This is a genomic window from Pseudorhodoferax sp. Leaf265, assembly GCF_001422365.1.
Taxonomy (GTDB): Bacteria; Pseudomonadota; Gammaproteobacteria; order Burkholderiales; family Burkholderiaceae_C; genus Pseudorhodoferax.
Genome location: NZ_LMMT01000023.1, coordinates 273,828 through 287,428 on the forward strand (window position 1 = coordinate 273,828; position 13,601 = coordinate 287,428).

Annotated in this window: 10 protein-coding genes; 3 read left to right on the plus strand and 7 right to left on the minus strand. The window is 67.6% G+C overall.

The annotated features are described in order from the left end of the window. Window positions 1-47: 47 nt before the first annotated feature. The 3 genes from ASF45_RS19815 to ASF45_RS19825 form a co-directional block, all read right to left on the minus strand. On the minus strand, window positions 48-1,490 hold the full coding sequence (locus tag ASF45_RS19815) for an HlyD family type I secretion periplasmic adaptor subunit (RefSeq protein ID WP_056666569.1): 1,443 nt from the start codon (window positions 1,488-1,490) through the stop codon (window positions 48-50). Beyond that, a complete protein-coding gene (locus tag ASF45_RS19820) occupies window positions 1,487-3,721 on the minus strand; it encodes a type I secretion system permease/ATPase (RefSeq protein ID WP_082551146.1) in 2,235 nt (744 codons plus the stop codon). Before ASF45_RS19820 ends, ASF45_RS19815 begins: the two co-directional genes overlap by 4 nt. A 137-nt stretch (window positions 3,722-3,858) precedes the next feature. Continuing rightward, window positions 3,859-5,073, minus strand: coding sequence for an SUMF1/EgtB/PvdO family nonheme iron enzyme (locus tag ASF45_RS19825; protein ID WP_056666572.1), 1,215 nt, complete (start codon window positions 5,071-5,073; stop codon window positions 3,859-3,861). A gap of 161 nt (window positions 5,074-5,234) precedes the next feature. Between ASF45_RS19825 and ASF45_RS19830 the strand changes: the two genes are divergently transcribed. Both ASF45_RS19830 and ASF45_RS19835 read left to right on the plus strand, forming a co-directional pair. Next, window positions 5,235-5,849 (plus strand): TRAP transporter small permease subunit, encoded by a 615-nt coding sequence (locus ASF45_RS19830; protein WP_056667045.1) that lies wholly within the window; start codon window positions 5,235-5,237, stop codon window positions 5,847-5,849. A gap of 20 nt (window positions 5,850-5,869) precedes the next feature. Further along, window positions 5,870-7,699, plus strand: a complete 1,830-nt coding sequence (locus tag ASF45_RS19835) for a TRAP transporter large permease subunit (protein ID WP_056666574.1) — start codon at window positions 5,870-5,872, stop codon at window positions 7,697-7,699. A gap of 65 nt (window positions 7,700-7,764) precedes the next feature. Here the strand turns inward: ASF45_RS19835 and ASF45_RS19840 are convergent, their stop codons facing one another. From ASF45_RS19840 to xseB, 4 genes are all read right to left on the minus strand, one after another. Continuing rightward, window positions 7,765-8,847 carry a TRAP transporter substrate-binding protein gene (locus ASF45_RS19840; protein WP_056666578.1) on the minus strand — a complete coding sequence of 361 codons (1,083 nt, stop codon included), beginning with the start codon at window positions 8,845-8,847 and terminating at the stop codon, window positions 7,765-7,767. 132 nt (window positions 8,848-8,979) lie between these two features. After that, the gene (dxs, locus tag ASF45_RS19845) at window positions 8,980-10,905 is read right to left on the minus strand and encodes a 1-deoxy-D-xylulose-5-phosphate synthase (RefSeq protein ID WP_056666581.1); all 1,926 of its coding nucleotides are present in this window, start codon (window positions 10,903-10,905) and stop codon (window positions 8,980-8,982) included. 22 nt (window positions 10,906-10,927) lie between these two features. Continuing rightward, complete coding sequence (locus ASF45_RS19850; RefSeq protein ID WP_056666584.1) at window positions 10,928-11,899, minus strand: polyprenyl synthetase family protein; 972 nt, start codon at window positions 11,897-11,899, stop codon at window positions 10,928-10,930. Beyond that, complete coding sequence (gene xseB, locus ASF45_RS19855) at window positions 11,896-12,135, minus strand: exodeoxyribonuclease VII small subunit (protein ID WP_056666587.1); 240 nt, start codon at window positions 12,133-12,135, stop codon at window positions 11,896-11,898. The genes ASF45_RS19850 and xseB overlap by 4 nt, the downstream gene beginning before the upstream one ends. 258 nt (window positions 12,136-12,393) lie before the next feature. Here xseB and ASF45_RS19860 point away from each other — a divergent pair, with 258 nt between their 5' ends. Continuing rightward, window positions 12,394-13,569, plus strand: a complete 1,176-nt coding sequence (locus ASF45_RS19860; RefSeq protein WP_056666590.1) for an aromatic ring-hydroxylating dioxygenase subunit alpha — start codon at window positions 12,394-12,396, stop codon at window positions 13,567-13,569. The last annotated feature ends 32 nt before the right edge of the window (window positions 13,570-13,601 follow it).

The following is a 13,601-nucleotide window of genomic DNA, read 5'->3' on the forward strand; positions in this document are numbered from 1 at the left end:
GAATTATTTCGCCTCTCGGCGCCACGTTGAAGTAGCGTATTGACATGTCACCGCTCTCGCAAGCTTTCGCCGCTAGCACGGCGGATAGGACTCAGCAGAAAATCAATCACCTGCCGCTTGCCGGTCTTGATTTCTGCAGTCAAATTCATTCCTGCGGTGAGTTTGATAGATCTGCCATCCACATCGATTTCATGCTGATCCAACTTGAGCGTCACAGGAAATATCGCCCCGCGCTTCTCATCATTGACCGCATCCGCTGTCACCCGGCTCACAGTCGCCCCCACCGTCCCGTACCGCGTGAAGTTGAATGTCTCCAACTTGATCTCCGCCTGTTGCCCTGCGGTCACAAACCCGATGTCCTTGTTCTCCAGCGTCACCTCCGCCGTGACCTCCGCGTTCTCGGGCACGATGACCATCAGCACCTGTGCCTCCGTCACCACCCCGCCCGCGGTGTGCACCGCCAGCTGTTGCACCGTCCCGGCGACCGGCGCTGTCAGCGTGGCCAGCTTCTCGCGCTGGCGGGCCTTGGTTTGCTCTTGCTGAGCCTGGGCATGCACAAGTTCGGCCTTGGCCTGGCGCTCGTGCAGCAGGCGTCGGGTCTCCGCCAAATAGGCGGCCCTGGCGTTCTCGCTCTCGCGGATGGCGGCCTGGGCTTCCAGCAGCCGGGCCTTCTGGGTGGCCAGATCACGTTCCAGCTCGATGCGCTCGCGCGAGCGGTCCTGCCCGGCGTGGCTGGCCATGAAGCCCTGGGCGATCAGCTGGTGGAAGTCCTGCTCACGCCGCCGCGCCAGCGGCAGCGTGGCCTGCAGCTTGTCGACCATCGCGCGCACGGTGTCCGCTTCGGCCTGTTTGCGCACCAGCTCGGCGCCGGCCTTGGCCAACCGGGCCTGCACGTCGCTCCACTCGGCCTGCAGCTGGGCCTGGGCAGCCTGGGCTTCTGCTTCTGTCCAGTCGGCAGGCTGCGGGCGGGGCAGACTGGCGCCGCTGTGCTGTTGCAGGGCCGCCAGCAAGCTGCGCGTGCGCAGGGCTTCGGATTGGGCCGCCTTGCGCTGCTCCAGCACGCTGGCGTTGTCGGCCGTGGCGGCCGTGGGGTCCAGCGTGACCAGGGCTTGACCGGCCCGGACCCGGTCGCCGTCCTTCACCAGCACCTGCTGCACCACGCTGCGTTCCAGCGGCTGGATCAGCTTTGTGCGCTCGCTCACCACGATGCGCCCCGGGGCGACAGCCACGATGTCGACCTGGCCGATGCAGGCCCAGGCCAGTGCGATGGCAGCCAGGCCGATCAGCAGCCAGGCCAATCGGCGCGGGGCCGGGTGCACCGGCGTGTCCTGCAGGCTCAGCGCGGCGGGCAGGAAGGCCGCCTCGTCGGCCAGGCGCTTCGGGCCGGCCAGTTCGTGGCGCAGGCCCCATGCGGCCTGGAACACGGCGCGGTAGCGGGCCAGCAATTCCAGTGCGGGGTGGCGCAGGACAGGGGTCGGGTTCGCGCTCATGCTGCCGCTCCTCCCATGCTTTGGTGCCGGTCCTGCATGCGCCACAGGTGGGCATACAGGCCTTGCTGCTTCTGCACCAGGGCGTCGTGCGGCCCGGCTTCGACGATGGCGCCTTTCTCCATCACGATAATGCGGTCGGCCTGGCGCACTGCGCTGAGCCGGTGGGCAATGATGAGTACGGTGCGGCCCTGGGCGATCTGGGCCATGTTGCGCTGGACGATGGCCTCCGATTCATAGTCCAGCGCGCTGGTGGCTTCGTCCAGGATCAAGATGCGCGGGTTGGTGAACAAGGCACGGGCGATGGCGATGCGCTGGCGCTGGCCGCCGGACAGGCTGGCGCCCTGCTCGCCCACCACGGTGTCGTAGCCCTCTGGCAGTTCGCCGATGAAGTCGTGCGCGCCGGCCAGTTGGGCGGCGCGCACCACGGCCTCTAGCGGTGCGGCCGGGTCGGCGATGGCGATGTTCTCGCGCACGCTGCGGTTGAACAGCAGGTTCTCCTGCAATACCACGCCCACCTGGCGGCGCAGCTGGGCGGCGTCAATCAGGCTGGTGTCGATGCCGTCCACCAGCACGCGGCCTTGCTCGGGGGTGTACAGGCGCTGCACCAGCTTGGTCAGCGTGCTCTTGCCCGAGCCGGAACGGCCCACGATGCCCAGCACTTCGCCGGGGCGGATGTCCAGGCTCAAGTTGTGCAGCACGGGGGTGGCTTCGGGGCGGTAGCGAAAGCTCACGCCGTCCAGCGTGATGCGGCCTTGCACCGGCGGCAGCTGGGCGGTGCTGCGCGGGGCCACTTCGGTGCGGGTGTTCAGGATGTCGCCCAGGCGCGCGACGGAGATGCCGGTCTGCTGGAAGTCGGTCCACAACTGGGCCATGCGCATGATGGGCTGGCTGACGCGGCCGGCGAACATGTTGAAGGCGACGAACTGGCCCACAGTAAGCTGGTTGTCCATCACCAGGTGGGCGCCATACCAGAGGGTGGCGGCGTTGACCAGTTTGCCGATCAGGCTCACGCCCTCGTGCGCCCAGGTGGCCAGGTTCTGGGTCTTGAAGCTGGCCGACACGTAGGCGGCCAGTTGGTTGTCCCAGCGCCTGCCGAAGCTGGGCTCCAGTGCGCCGGCCTTGACGGTCTGGATGCCGGCGATGGTCTCCACCAGCATGGCCTGGTTCTCGGCACCGCGGGCGAACTTCTCGTCCAGGCGGCGGCGCAGCACCGGCACCACGGCCAGAGACAGGCCGAAGTACAGCGGCAGGCTGACCAGCACGATCAGCGTCAACGGCACGCTGTAGAACAGCATGACGGCGATGAAGGCAATGGAGAACGCCACGTCCAGCAGTACGGTGAGGGCGTTGCCGGTCAGGAAGCTGCGGATGTTCTCCAGCTCGCGCACGCGGGCGACGGAGTCGCCTACGCGGCGGGACTGGAAGTAGGCCAGCGGCAGTGCCACCAGGTGGCGGAACAGGCGCGCACCCAGTTCCACGTCGATGCGGCTGGTGGTGTGGCTGAAGACGTAGGCGCGCAGGCCGCTGAGCACACTCTCGAACAGCATGACGACCACCAGTCCGATGACCAGCACGTCCAGCGTGGTCATGCCGCGGTGCACCAGCACCTTGTCCATCACGACCTGGAAGAACAGGGGGCTGACCAGGGCGAACAGCTGCAGCACGAAGGAGATCAGCAGCACCTCGCCCAGCAGCTTGCGGTGTTTGACCAGGCTGGGGATGAACCAGGAGAAGTCGAACTTGGCCAGTGCACCGGCCAGGGCGGCTCGGCTGGTGATCAGGATCAGCTCGCCGGTCCAGCGATTGGCAAAGCTGGCCAGCGGCTCGATCTGTGGGCGCGCAGGGGTGTTGGAGAAGTCTTGCAGCAGCACGCGCTGGCCGTCGCACTGGGCCAGGACGACAGTGCGCTGGCTGCCGTCTGCATCTCGCAGCAGGGCCAGTGCGGGCAGAGGCACCTGGGGCAGGCGGACCAGGTCGGCGCGGCTGCGTTTGGCTTTGAGGCCGAGTTGACGGGCTGCAAGCAGAAGCTGTTCTACATCGACTTGCTCGGTAGCAGCCAAGCCCAACTGGTGCGCCAGCGCAGCAGGGTCTGCAGCGATCTGATGGAACGCCGCGATTGCGCACAAAGCACCGAGACCACTCCTCTGCGATGGAGTGAATCTGCCGCTATTCGAATCCTCTACAAATTGAGGCGTTTGCCCGCTGGCGCGACCCGCTGCTTGAAGCTCCATGACAACCTTTCAACATCGTGTACGCGTTTGTAGCTAGATGTTGACTGGCTGCATGCCAGCTAGTTGGCAAGTCCCATTGAACGCCCTGTGCACAAATCAACGCTTGCGCATGGCCCTGCTGTCCAGCATGCAATAAGTCACTGCGCGCAGCTGCGAAAACCGACGAAGCGCCAGTCGTCGTCGGGCAGCGCGAAGCCGCGCAGGCCACGGTCGTGCAGCCGCGCACGCGTGGCGAAGGAGGCCCCGCGCAGCACCCGTGCGCGGCCCATCCAGGGTTGGCTCATCTCCGCCCAGGGCCCCGGTGTGAAGCCGGGCCAGGGCTGCAGCGTGCCGGCCATCCATTCGTGCACCATGCCCCAGTCGAAGCCACGCCGTGCCGCGGTGTGCGCGGCGCAATCCCATTCGGCCTCCGCCGGCAGGCGCCGCCCGGCCCAGCGGCACCAGGCGTCGGCCTCCCACCAGCTCACGTGCGTGGCGCTGTGCTCGGCGGCCATGCGCACCGGCCTGCCGAAGCGTTGCTGCAGCACGGCGCCGCTGGCCACGCCGATCTGCTCCACGTAGCGCGGCCCGCGCCGGCCGTCGTCCTGGGCCTGCGCGCGCTCCAGCCAGGCCCAGCCCTCGGGCTGCCAGAGTTCGGCGCGGTCGTAACCGCCGTCGTCGACGAACTCCACGAACTGGGCCCAGCTGACCGGCTGGGCATCGATCTCGAATTCGGGGATCTGCACCGCATGGGCCCATTGCTCGTTGTCCAGCACGAGACCGTTGGGCATCGCGCCCAGCTGCCAGCGCGTGGCCGGCACCAGCAGCGGCGCGGACGGGCGGCGCGGTTCGCGCGCCAGCAGCGGCACCGGCACGCCCAGGCGCTGGGCCTGCACCAGGATGTCCTCGCCACGCCGGTCCTCGTGCAGCACCGCCAAACGGAAGAAGTACAGGCCGGCATCGTTGTCTGGCGCCTTCTCCAGCAGTTCCAGCGTGCTCTCCAGCTGCTCCAGCAGGAAGGCCCGCGTGGTGGCCGCATCGGGCCCCTGCTCGGCACCATCGGCCCACCACAGGTCGGCCCGTGGCTCGATGGAGGCCAGGCGCAGCGGCTGGGGCGGACAGGCCGTGCCCTGGTGGCGCTGCGGGTTGCGGCCGATCCAGCGCTCGGCGAACCAGCCCGCATGGCCAGCCAGCCAAAGAGGATCGCCTGCCCGGCCCGCCATGCCTGCGCCATGGCGTTCGCACAGGCCCAGCAAGTGCAGCGTGTGGTTGCGCGCGTCCATCAGGGCCAGCGACAAGGCCTCGCGGCCGGCACGGCGAAAGGCGGGCGTGTCCACGGACGCGGACAGCGTGGCGGCGGAAGACGTAGGCATGGGCCATTATGGGCACGGCCGCCGGCCCGGGTTCCCACGCGGAAGACCGCACCGGCACAGCCTATAAAATCCGCGCGCCTCACGCACCCGACCTGCTGGCGCACAACGCCGGTGTGTCGGGTGCTTTCGCATCCGGGGCATCCAACACCAACGAGGAAGACATGCAAGGCTTGTTAAAGCTATCGCGGGCCATCGACTGGCTCAACGCCCAGGTGGGCAAATGGGTGATCTGGTTGATCCTGGCGTCCACCGCCATCAGTGCGATCAATGCCGTGGTGCGCAAGGTGTTCAACACCAGTTCCAACGCCTACCTCGAAGTCCAGTGGTACCTGTTCGCCTGGTCCTTCCTCGTGGCCGCCGGCGTGACGCTGCTCAACCGCGAGCATGTGCGCATCGACGTGCTGAACAGCCGCCTGCCCAAGAAGGCGCAGATCTGGATCGACATCGTCGGCTTCGCGCTGTTCCTCACGCCGCTGTGCCTGCTGGTGCTGTACTACACCGTGCCGATGACGCTGCAGCAGTACCACAGCGGCGAGATGTCCGGCAACCCCGGCGGCCTGATCCGTTGGCCGGTGTGGCTGGCGCTGCCGGTGGGCTTCACGCTGCTGATGCTGCAGGGCTGGTCCGAGCTCATCAAGCGCATCGCCTTCCTGACCGGCGACGGACCGGATCCGACCCTCAAGGCCGGTGAGAAGAGCGCTGAAGAAGAACTGGCCGAGATCCTGCGCCAACGCGAGCAGGGCAAGGCCGCAGACGCCCCCGCGGCGGCCCGCTGAGCGCGCCGGAGACGACCACGATGGAATTCATCACCACCAACTTCGCCCCGATCATGTTCGCGGGGTTGATCTGCTTTCTGCTGCTGGGCTTTCCGGTGGCGTTCAGCCTGGGCGCCTGCGGCCTGAGCTTCGGCATCATCGGCATCGAGCTGGGGGTGTTCCCGTCCTCGGTGCTGGCCTGGCTGCCGCAGCGCCTGATCGGCATCATGGCCAACGACACGCTGCTGGCCGTGCCCTTCTTCACGCTGATGGGCCTGATCCTGGAGCGCAGCGGCATGGCCGAGGACCTGCTCGATACCGTCGGCCAGGTGTTCGGTCCCATGCGCGGCGGCCTGGCGCTGGCCGTGGTCTTCGTGGGCGCGCTGCTGGCGGCCACCACGGGCGTGGTGGCGGCCTCGGTGATCTCCATGGGCCTGATCTCGCTGCCCATCATGCTGCGCTACGGCTACGACCGGAAGTTCACGAGCGGCGTGATCGCGGCCTCGGGCACGCTGGCGCAGATCATCCCGCCCTCGCTGGTGCTGATCATCATGGCCGACCAGCTCGGCCGCAGCGTGGGCGACATGTACAAGGGCGCGTTCGTGCCGGCCTTCATGCTGGTGGGCTGCTACGTGCTCTACATCGCCGCGCTGGCCATCTTCAAACCGGCCAGCGTGCCGGCCCTGCCGCCCGAGGCGCGCATCTACCGCGAGGCCAACGGCAGCGGCGGCTACCCCTCGCTGCTGGTGCTGGTGCTCATCTCGTTCCTGGTGTCGATGGTGCTGGCGCGCCACATGCCCGAGGTGCACAGCTGGTGGCTGGACAAGGAGATCACCTCCGTCGCCACCGACGAGAAGGTGGTGGTCGCCATGTGCGGCGGTGCGGTGGTGGCGCTGCTGATCGCGCTGCTCAACAAGTTCACGGGCCTCGGCCTGCTCTCGCGCCTGGCCGAGCGCGTGACCTTCGTGCTGATCCCGCCGTTGCTGCTGATCTTCCTGGTGCTGGGCACGATTTTCCTGGGCGTGGCCACGCCGACCGAAGGCGGCGCCATGGGTGCCATCGGCGCCATCGTCATGGCCTGGATGCGCGGCCGGCTCGACCTCACGCTGCTCAAACAGGCGCTGGCCAGCACCACCAAGCTGGGCAGCTTCGTGATGTTCATCCTGATTGGCGCCACCGTGTTCGGCCTGGTGTTCCAGGCAGCGGACGGTCCGATCTGGGTCGAGCACCTGCTGGCCAGCCTGCCGGGCGGACAGATCGGCTTTTTGATCTTCGTGAACATGCTGGTGTTCTTCCTGGCCTTCTTCCTGGACTACTTCGAGCTGTCCTTCATCGTGGTGCCGCTGCTGGCACCGGTGGCCGACAAGCTGGGCATCGACCTGATCTGGTTCGGCGTGTTGCTGGCCATGAACATGCAGACCTCGTTCATGCACCCGCCGTTCGGCTTCGCGCTGTTCTTCCTGCGCTCGGTGGCACCGGACAAGCCCTACGTGGACCGCGTGACCAAGAAGGTGATGGAGCCGGTCACGACCATGCAGATCTACAAGGGCGCGATCCCGTTCCTGCTCATCCAGCTGTTCATGGTGGGCACCATGATCGCCTTCCCGAACCTCGTGACGGGCAGCCTGGACAAGGTGCAGAGCTACGACCTGAAGGCAGTCGGCGACCAGATGCGCGAAGGCCTTGCCGCTCCCGACAGCGGCAGCGAAGGGTATGGCTCCGACGGTGGCTACGGTTCCGACGAGAAGCCCGCAGAGCCCGAAGGCGGTGCGTCAGAGCCCGCGGTGCCGGCGCCCGAAGCGGCGCCTGCGGCCGCCGACGACGACCCGATGAAGGCCATGCAGGACGCGCTCAAACAGCAAAAGCCTTGAGCGGCCTCCCATGAAAAAAGCCCCACGGCCTGCGCCGCGGGGCTTTTTTCTCGGGGGCTGGAAGATCAGATCTTCACGCCGTTCATGTACTGGTTGAACGGGAATTCGGAGAAGCGGTTCCACAGGATCTGGTCGCGCTGGAAGGCACGCATGTCCTGGTGGATCTTCTTGAACTCGGGCGACTTGGCCTCGTGCTCGGCGAACACTTCCATGCAGGACTTGAAGCCCGCGTCGATCACGGCCTTGGGGAAGGCCATGAGCTTGGTGCCTTCGGCCACGAGCTTCTTGATCGCGATCGGGTTGAAGGCGTCGTACTTGGCCGTCATGTCGGTGGCGGCCACCTTGCAGGCGGCATCCAGGATGGCCTTGTTCTCGTCGGACAGCGTGTTGTACTTCTTCACGTTGATGAAGAACTCCAGGTCGGCGCCGCCTTCCCACCAGCCGGGGTAGTAGTAGAACGGGGCCACCTTGTTGAAGCCCAGCTTGGCATCGTCGTAGGGGCCGACGAACTCGGCCGCGTCCAGCGTGCCCTTTTCCAGCGCCTGGTACACGTCGCCGGCCGGCATGTTCTGCGAGACCACGCCCAGCTTGGCCATGCCTTCGCCGAACACGCCGCCGCCCATGCGCATCTTCAGGCCCTTGAGGTCGGCCGCCGTCTTGATCTCCTTGCGGTACCAGCCGCCCATCTGCGTGCCGGTGTTGCCGGCGCTGGCGGTCTTGAAGTTGTACTGCGCGAAGAAGGCGTCCAGCAGCTTGCGGCCGTTGCCGTGGTCCTTCCAGGAGGTGTTCTGGCGCGTCGTCAGGCCGAAGGGCACGGCACAGCTGAACGCGAAGATCGGATCCTTGCCGGTGAAGTAGTAGGCCGCGGTCTGCGCCATCTCGATGTTGTCGCCCTGCAGCGCATCGACCACGCCGAAGGCGGGCATCAGTTCGCCGGCCGGGTGCACGGAGATCTCGAACTTGCCGCCCGACAGCGCCTTGACCGTCTTGGACAGCATTTCGGCCGAGCCGAAGATGGTGTCCAGCGAGCGTGGGAAGCTCGAAGCCAGGCGCCAGCGCACTGCGGCCTGGGCATGCACGGCCGGCGCGATGCCCGTGGCCAGCACACCGGCGATGCCAGCATTCTTGATGACGGAACGACGATCCATTGAAAAGCTCTCCGAAGATTCAACAAAAGAAAAACCCGCTTCCCTTTTGGAGAAACGGGGACACAAGGTCGGCGCCGATTGTAGAAAGCGGTTACAAGCCGCTTCTTGCGGGTTTACCCCCGAACGAGGGGTTCATGCAACGAGCTTGAGTGCGGCCTGGGCCTGCTCGACGAGGGAAGGAAAGCGGGCCTCGATCGCCTTCGCGATGCCCGGCGCATCCAGGCCCTGCAAGGCCAGCAGCTTGGCCGGGTCGCCGTGCTCGATGAAGCGGTCAGGCAGTCCCAGTTGCAGCAGGGGCTTGACCACGCCGGCGGCAGCCAGTGCCTCGGCCACGGCGCTGCCGGCGCCGCCCATGATGGCGCCCTCTTCCACCGTCACCAGCGCGTCGTGCTCGGCCGCGACCTGCAGCAGCAGTTCGGTGTCCAGCGGCTTGGCCCAGCGCATGTTGACCACCGTGGCATTGAGCCGCTCGGCCGCCTCCAGCGCCGGGTACAGCAAGCTGCCGAAGGCCAGGATGGCGATGCGCCGCCCGGCGGCCGGCCGCTGCGCCTGGCGCCGCACCTCGCCCTTGCCGTAGGGCAAGGGCTGCAGGTCGGTGGCCACGGCGGCGCCGACACCGGCACCGCGTGGATAGCGCACGGCCACCGGATGTCCTTGCGCGAAGGCGGTGCTGAGCAGGCCACGGCATTCGCCTTCGTCGGCCGGACAGGCGATGGCCATGTTCGGGATGCAGCGCAGGAACGGGATGTCGTAGGCGCCCGCATGCGTGGCGCCGTCGGCGCCCACGAGGCCGGCGCGGTCGAGCGCGAAGACCACGGGCAGGTTCTGCAGCGCCACGTCGTGGATCAGTTGGTCGTAGGCGCGCTGCAGGAAGGTCGAGTAGATCGCCACCACGGGCTTGAGGCCCTGGGTGGCCAGGCCCGCAGCGAATGTCACGGCATGCTGCTCGGCGATGCCCACGTCGTAGTAGCGCTTGGGAAAGCGCTGCTCGAACTCCACCATGCCCGAGCCTTCCCGCATGGCCGGCGTGATGCCGACCAGGCGCGGGTCGTGCGCGGCCATGTCGCACAGCCACTGGCCGAACACCTGTGTGAAGGTGGGCTTGCCCGGCGTGCTGGGCTTGACCAGGCCCACGCGCGGGTCGAACTTGCCGGGACCGTGGTAGGCGACGGGATCGGCCTCGGCCAGCTTGTAGCCCTGGCCCTTCTTGGTCACCACGTGCAGGAACTGCGGGCCCTTGAGGTGGCGGATGTTCTCCAGCGTCGGGATCAGCGATTCGAGGTCGTGCCCGTCGATCGGGCCGATGTAGTTGAAGCCGAACTGCTCGAACATGGTGCCCGGCACGACCATGCCCTTGGCATGCTGCTCCAGCCGCTTGGCCAGTTCGAACAGCGGCGGTGCGGCCTTGAGCACCTGCTTGCCGACGTTCTTGGCGCGTGCGTAGAAGTTGCCCGACAGCAGCTGCGCCAGGTAGCGGTTCAGCGCGCCCACGGGTGGGCTGATGCTCATGTCGTTGTCGTTCAGGATCACGAGCAGGTTGCAGTCGCACACGCCCGCGTTGTTGAGCGCCTCGAAGGCCATGCCGGCGGTCAGCGCGCCGTCGCCGATGATGGCCACGGCATGGGTGTCCTCGCCCTTCTGTTTGGCGGCCATGGCCATGCCCAGCGCCGCCGAGATCGAGGTCGAGGAATGCGCCGTGCCGAAGGTGTCGTACGGGCTTTCGCTGCGCATCGGAAAGCCCGACAGGCCGCCCAGCTGGCGCAGCGTGGGCATGCGGTCGCGCCGGCCCGTCAGGATCTTGTGCGGATAGGTCTGGTGGCCCACGTCCCAGACCAGCTGGTCGGCGGGCGTGTTGAAGACGTAGTGCAGCGCCACCGTGAGTTCCACGGTGCCCAGGTTGGAGCTCAGGTGGCCACCGGTCCTGGAGACGCTGTCCAGCACATAGGCGCGCAGCTGGTCGGCCAGGGGTTTGAGTTCGTGGCGCGGCAGCCGGCGCAGGTCGGCCGGATCGTTGATGCGCATGAGCAGCGGGTAGGCCGCTGCGTCCGGGTTCGCCATGGGGTTGTTCTCTCCGTAACGCTCAGGTCGAGCGGTTCACGACCATGTCGGCCAGGGCGCGCAGCGCGCGCGTGTCGGCCAGGCCGGCGCCATCCAGCGCCATGAGAGCCTGGCCCAGCAGGTCCTGGGCATAGGCCTGCGAACGCGCCAGGCCCAGCACCGAGACGTAGGTGGGTTTGTCCTGCGCGGCGTCCTTGCCGGCGGTCTTGCCCAAGGTGGCGGAATCGGCGGTCACATCCAGGATGTCGTCGACAACCTGGAAGGCCAGGCCCAGCGCCGCCCCGTAGGCTGCGAGGCCCTGCAGCGCCTGCGCGCTGCAGCTGCTCTGCGGATCGCAGCAGGCCGCGCCCATCATCACGCTGCCCTGCAGCAGCGCGCCGGTCTTGAGCCGGTGCATGTCGCGCAGCTGGTCTTCCGACAGGCTGCGGCCGATGCTGGCCAGGTCGATGGCCTGGCCGCCGGCCATGCCTTCGCAGCCCGCGGCACGTGCCAGCAGGCGGCACAGCCTGGCCTGTACGCTGGCCGGGGCGGCGGCCTGCTCGGACGTCAGCAGTTCGAAGGCCAGCGCCTGCAGGGCGTCGCCGGCCAGCAGGGCCTGGGCTTCGCCGAAACGCACGTGCACGGTGGGCTTGCCCCGGCGCAGCACGTCGTTGTCCATGCACGGCATGTCGTCGTGCACGAGCGAGTAGGCATGGATCAGTTCGACCGCGCAGGCCGCGCGCAGCGCAGCGTCGTCCAGCGCACGGGCCATGCCCTCGGGCTCGGCACCGCCCACGGCCGCGCGGGCCGCCAGCACCAGCAGGGGCCGCAGCCGCTTGCCGCCGTCCAGCACGGCATAGCGCATGGCCTCGCGCAGCGCAGCGGGGGCCTCGTGGCCGTCGTCATCGGCCGCGTCGGGCGCGACCCAGGCCGACAGCGCGCTCTCGACGCGGTCCAGCGTGGCGGTGCTCCAGGCGGCGAGATCGAAATCAGCGAAGGCGGGCACGGCGCTCATTCGGCGCTCCAGGGCTTGACCTGGCCTTGCTGGTCCAGCACGCGGATCTGCTCTTCCACGGCGTCGAGCCGGCCGCGGCAGAACTGCAGCAGGTCCGCGCCGCGGCGGTAGCCGGTCAACAGGCCATCCAGCGGCATCTGGCCCGATTCCATCTGGCCCACCAGCGCTTCCAGCTCCTGCAGCGCGGCCTCGTAGCTGACCGGGGCGGGTGGGGGCGAGGCGGCGGCCTTGGGCATGGGCAATCTGGAGCGAGTTGGGGCGAAGGGCGGGATTTTAGGCGCTGCGCCGCCGCGCATTCCTTACAGGGCGAACTGACATCGGCCGCGGCTACAATCGCGCCTCTTTTTCCCCAGCAAGCGGCAACGCTTCGAAAGGAGCCTCGGCGGCTCAGCCGATCCACCCCTCCCGCGCAAATCTCCACTGGTGCCTTGGTGCCGTCGGAACAGGCGCCTACCCTGCCCCTTCATAGGGGGAGTCTCTAGGTCAGGACATGCATGTCTGATTTAAGTCTTCAACTTCAGCAGGCCGAAAGCCAACTTCCCGTTTCCAGCTACTTCGACGAGGCGCTGTTCCAGCGCGAGTTGGAGACGATCTTCCAGCGCGGGCCCCGCTACGTGGGGCATGAACTCCTGGTGCCGCAGGTCGGCGACTACCACGTGCTGCCGCAGGAACGCGGGGGCCGTGCACTGGTGCGCACGCCGCAGGGTGTGGACCTCGTGTCCAACGTCTGCCGCCACCGGCAGGCCGTGATCCTCAAGGGCCGCGGCTCGCTGGCGAACACGCAGAGCGGCAGCGCGGGCGGCAACATCGTCTGCCCGCTGCACCGCTGGACCTACAGCGGCGGGCGCGGCGACAAGGCGGGCACGCTGCTGGGCGCGCCGCATTTCGCCGAGGACCCCTGCCTGAACCTGGCGAACTACCCGCTGCAGAACTGGAACGGCCTGCTGTTCGAAGGCGCCGAGCCCGGCCGTGTCGAGCGCGAGCTGGCCCGCCTGGGGCCGCGCGCCGACCTGAGCTTCGACGGCTACGTGTTCGACCGCGTGGAACTGCACACGTGCGACTACAACTGGAAGACCTTCATCGAGGTCTACCTGGAGGACTACCACGTCGGCCCGTTCCACCCCGGCCTCGGAAACTTCGTGACCTGCGACGATCTGCGCTGGGAGTTCGGCGAGCACCACTCGGTGCAGACCGTGGGCATCGCCGGCCGCCTGGGCAAGGCCGGCAGCCCAGCCTACCAGCGCTGGCAGAAGGCCTTGATGGACTACCGCAACGGCGAGGCCCCGCGCTATGGCGCGATCTGGCTGACCTACTACCCGACCGTGATGGTGGAGTGGTATCCGCACGTGCTGACGGTGTCCACGCTGTACCCGGTGTCGCCGCAGAAGACGCTCAACACGGTGGAGTTCTACTACCCCGAGGAGATCGCCGCCTTCGAGCCCGAGTTCGTCCAGGCCCAGCAGGCCGCCTACATGGAGACCTGCGTGGAGGACGACGAGATCGCGCTGCGCATGGACGCCGGCCGCAAGGCACTGATGGAGCGCGGCGATGACGAGGCCGGCCCCTACCAGAGTCCGATGGAAGACGGCATGCAGCACTTCCACGAGTGGTACCGGCGGCAACTGCAGGGCGTGCCGCTGGCGCGGCCGTTCCAGATGCGGGAGCGCTGAGGCTCTCCGCCGTCCGTCCGGCAGGGGGCCTT

Excerpts from the sequence above, each read along its gene's own strand:
- ASF45_RS19860 (WP_056666590.1), top strand. The coding sequence starts at position 12,394 with ATGTCTGATTTAAGTCTTCAACTTCAGCAGGCCGAAAGCCAACTTCCC.
- ASF45_RS19840 (WP_056666578.1), bottom strand. The coding sequence starts at position 8,847 with ATGGATCGTCGTTCCGTCATCAAGAATGCTGGCATCGCCGGTGTGCTG.
- ASF45_RS19835 (WP_056666574.1), top strand. The coding sequence starts at position 5,870 with ATGGAATTCATCACCACCAACTTCGCCCCGATCATGTTCGCGGGGTTG.
- dxs (WP_056666581.1), bottom strand. The coding sequence starts at position 10,905 with ATGGCGAACCCGGACGCAGCGGCCTACCCGCTGCTCATGCGCATCAAC.
- ASF45_RS19820 (WP_082551146.1), bottom strand. The coding sequence starts at position 3,721 with ATGGAGCTTCAAGCAGCGGGTCGCGCCAGCGGGCAAACGCCTCAATTT.
- ASF45_RS19815 (WP_056666569.1), bottom strand. The coding sequence starts at position 1,490 with ATGAGCGCGAACCCGACCCCTGTCCTGCGCCACCCCGCACTGGAATTG.
- ASF45_RS19850 (WP_056666584.1), bottom strand. The coding sequence starts at position 11,899 with ATGAGCGCCGTGCCCGCCTTCGCTGATTTCGATCTCGCCGCCTGGAGC.
- xseB (WP_056666587.1), bottom strand. The coding sequence starts at position 12,135 with ATGCCCAAGGCCGCCGCCTCGCCCCCACCCGCCCCGGTCAGCTACGAG.
- ASF45_RS19825 (WP_056666572.1), bottom strand. The coding sequence starts at position 5,073 with ATGCCTACGTCTTCCGCCGCCACGCTGTCCGCGTCCGTGGACACGCCC.
- ASF45_RS19830 (WP_056667045.1), top strand. The coding sequence starts at position 5,235 with ATGCAAGGCTTGTTAAAGCTATCGCGGGCCATCGACTGGCTCAACGCC.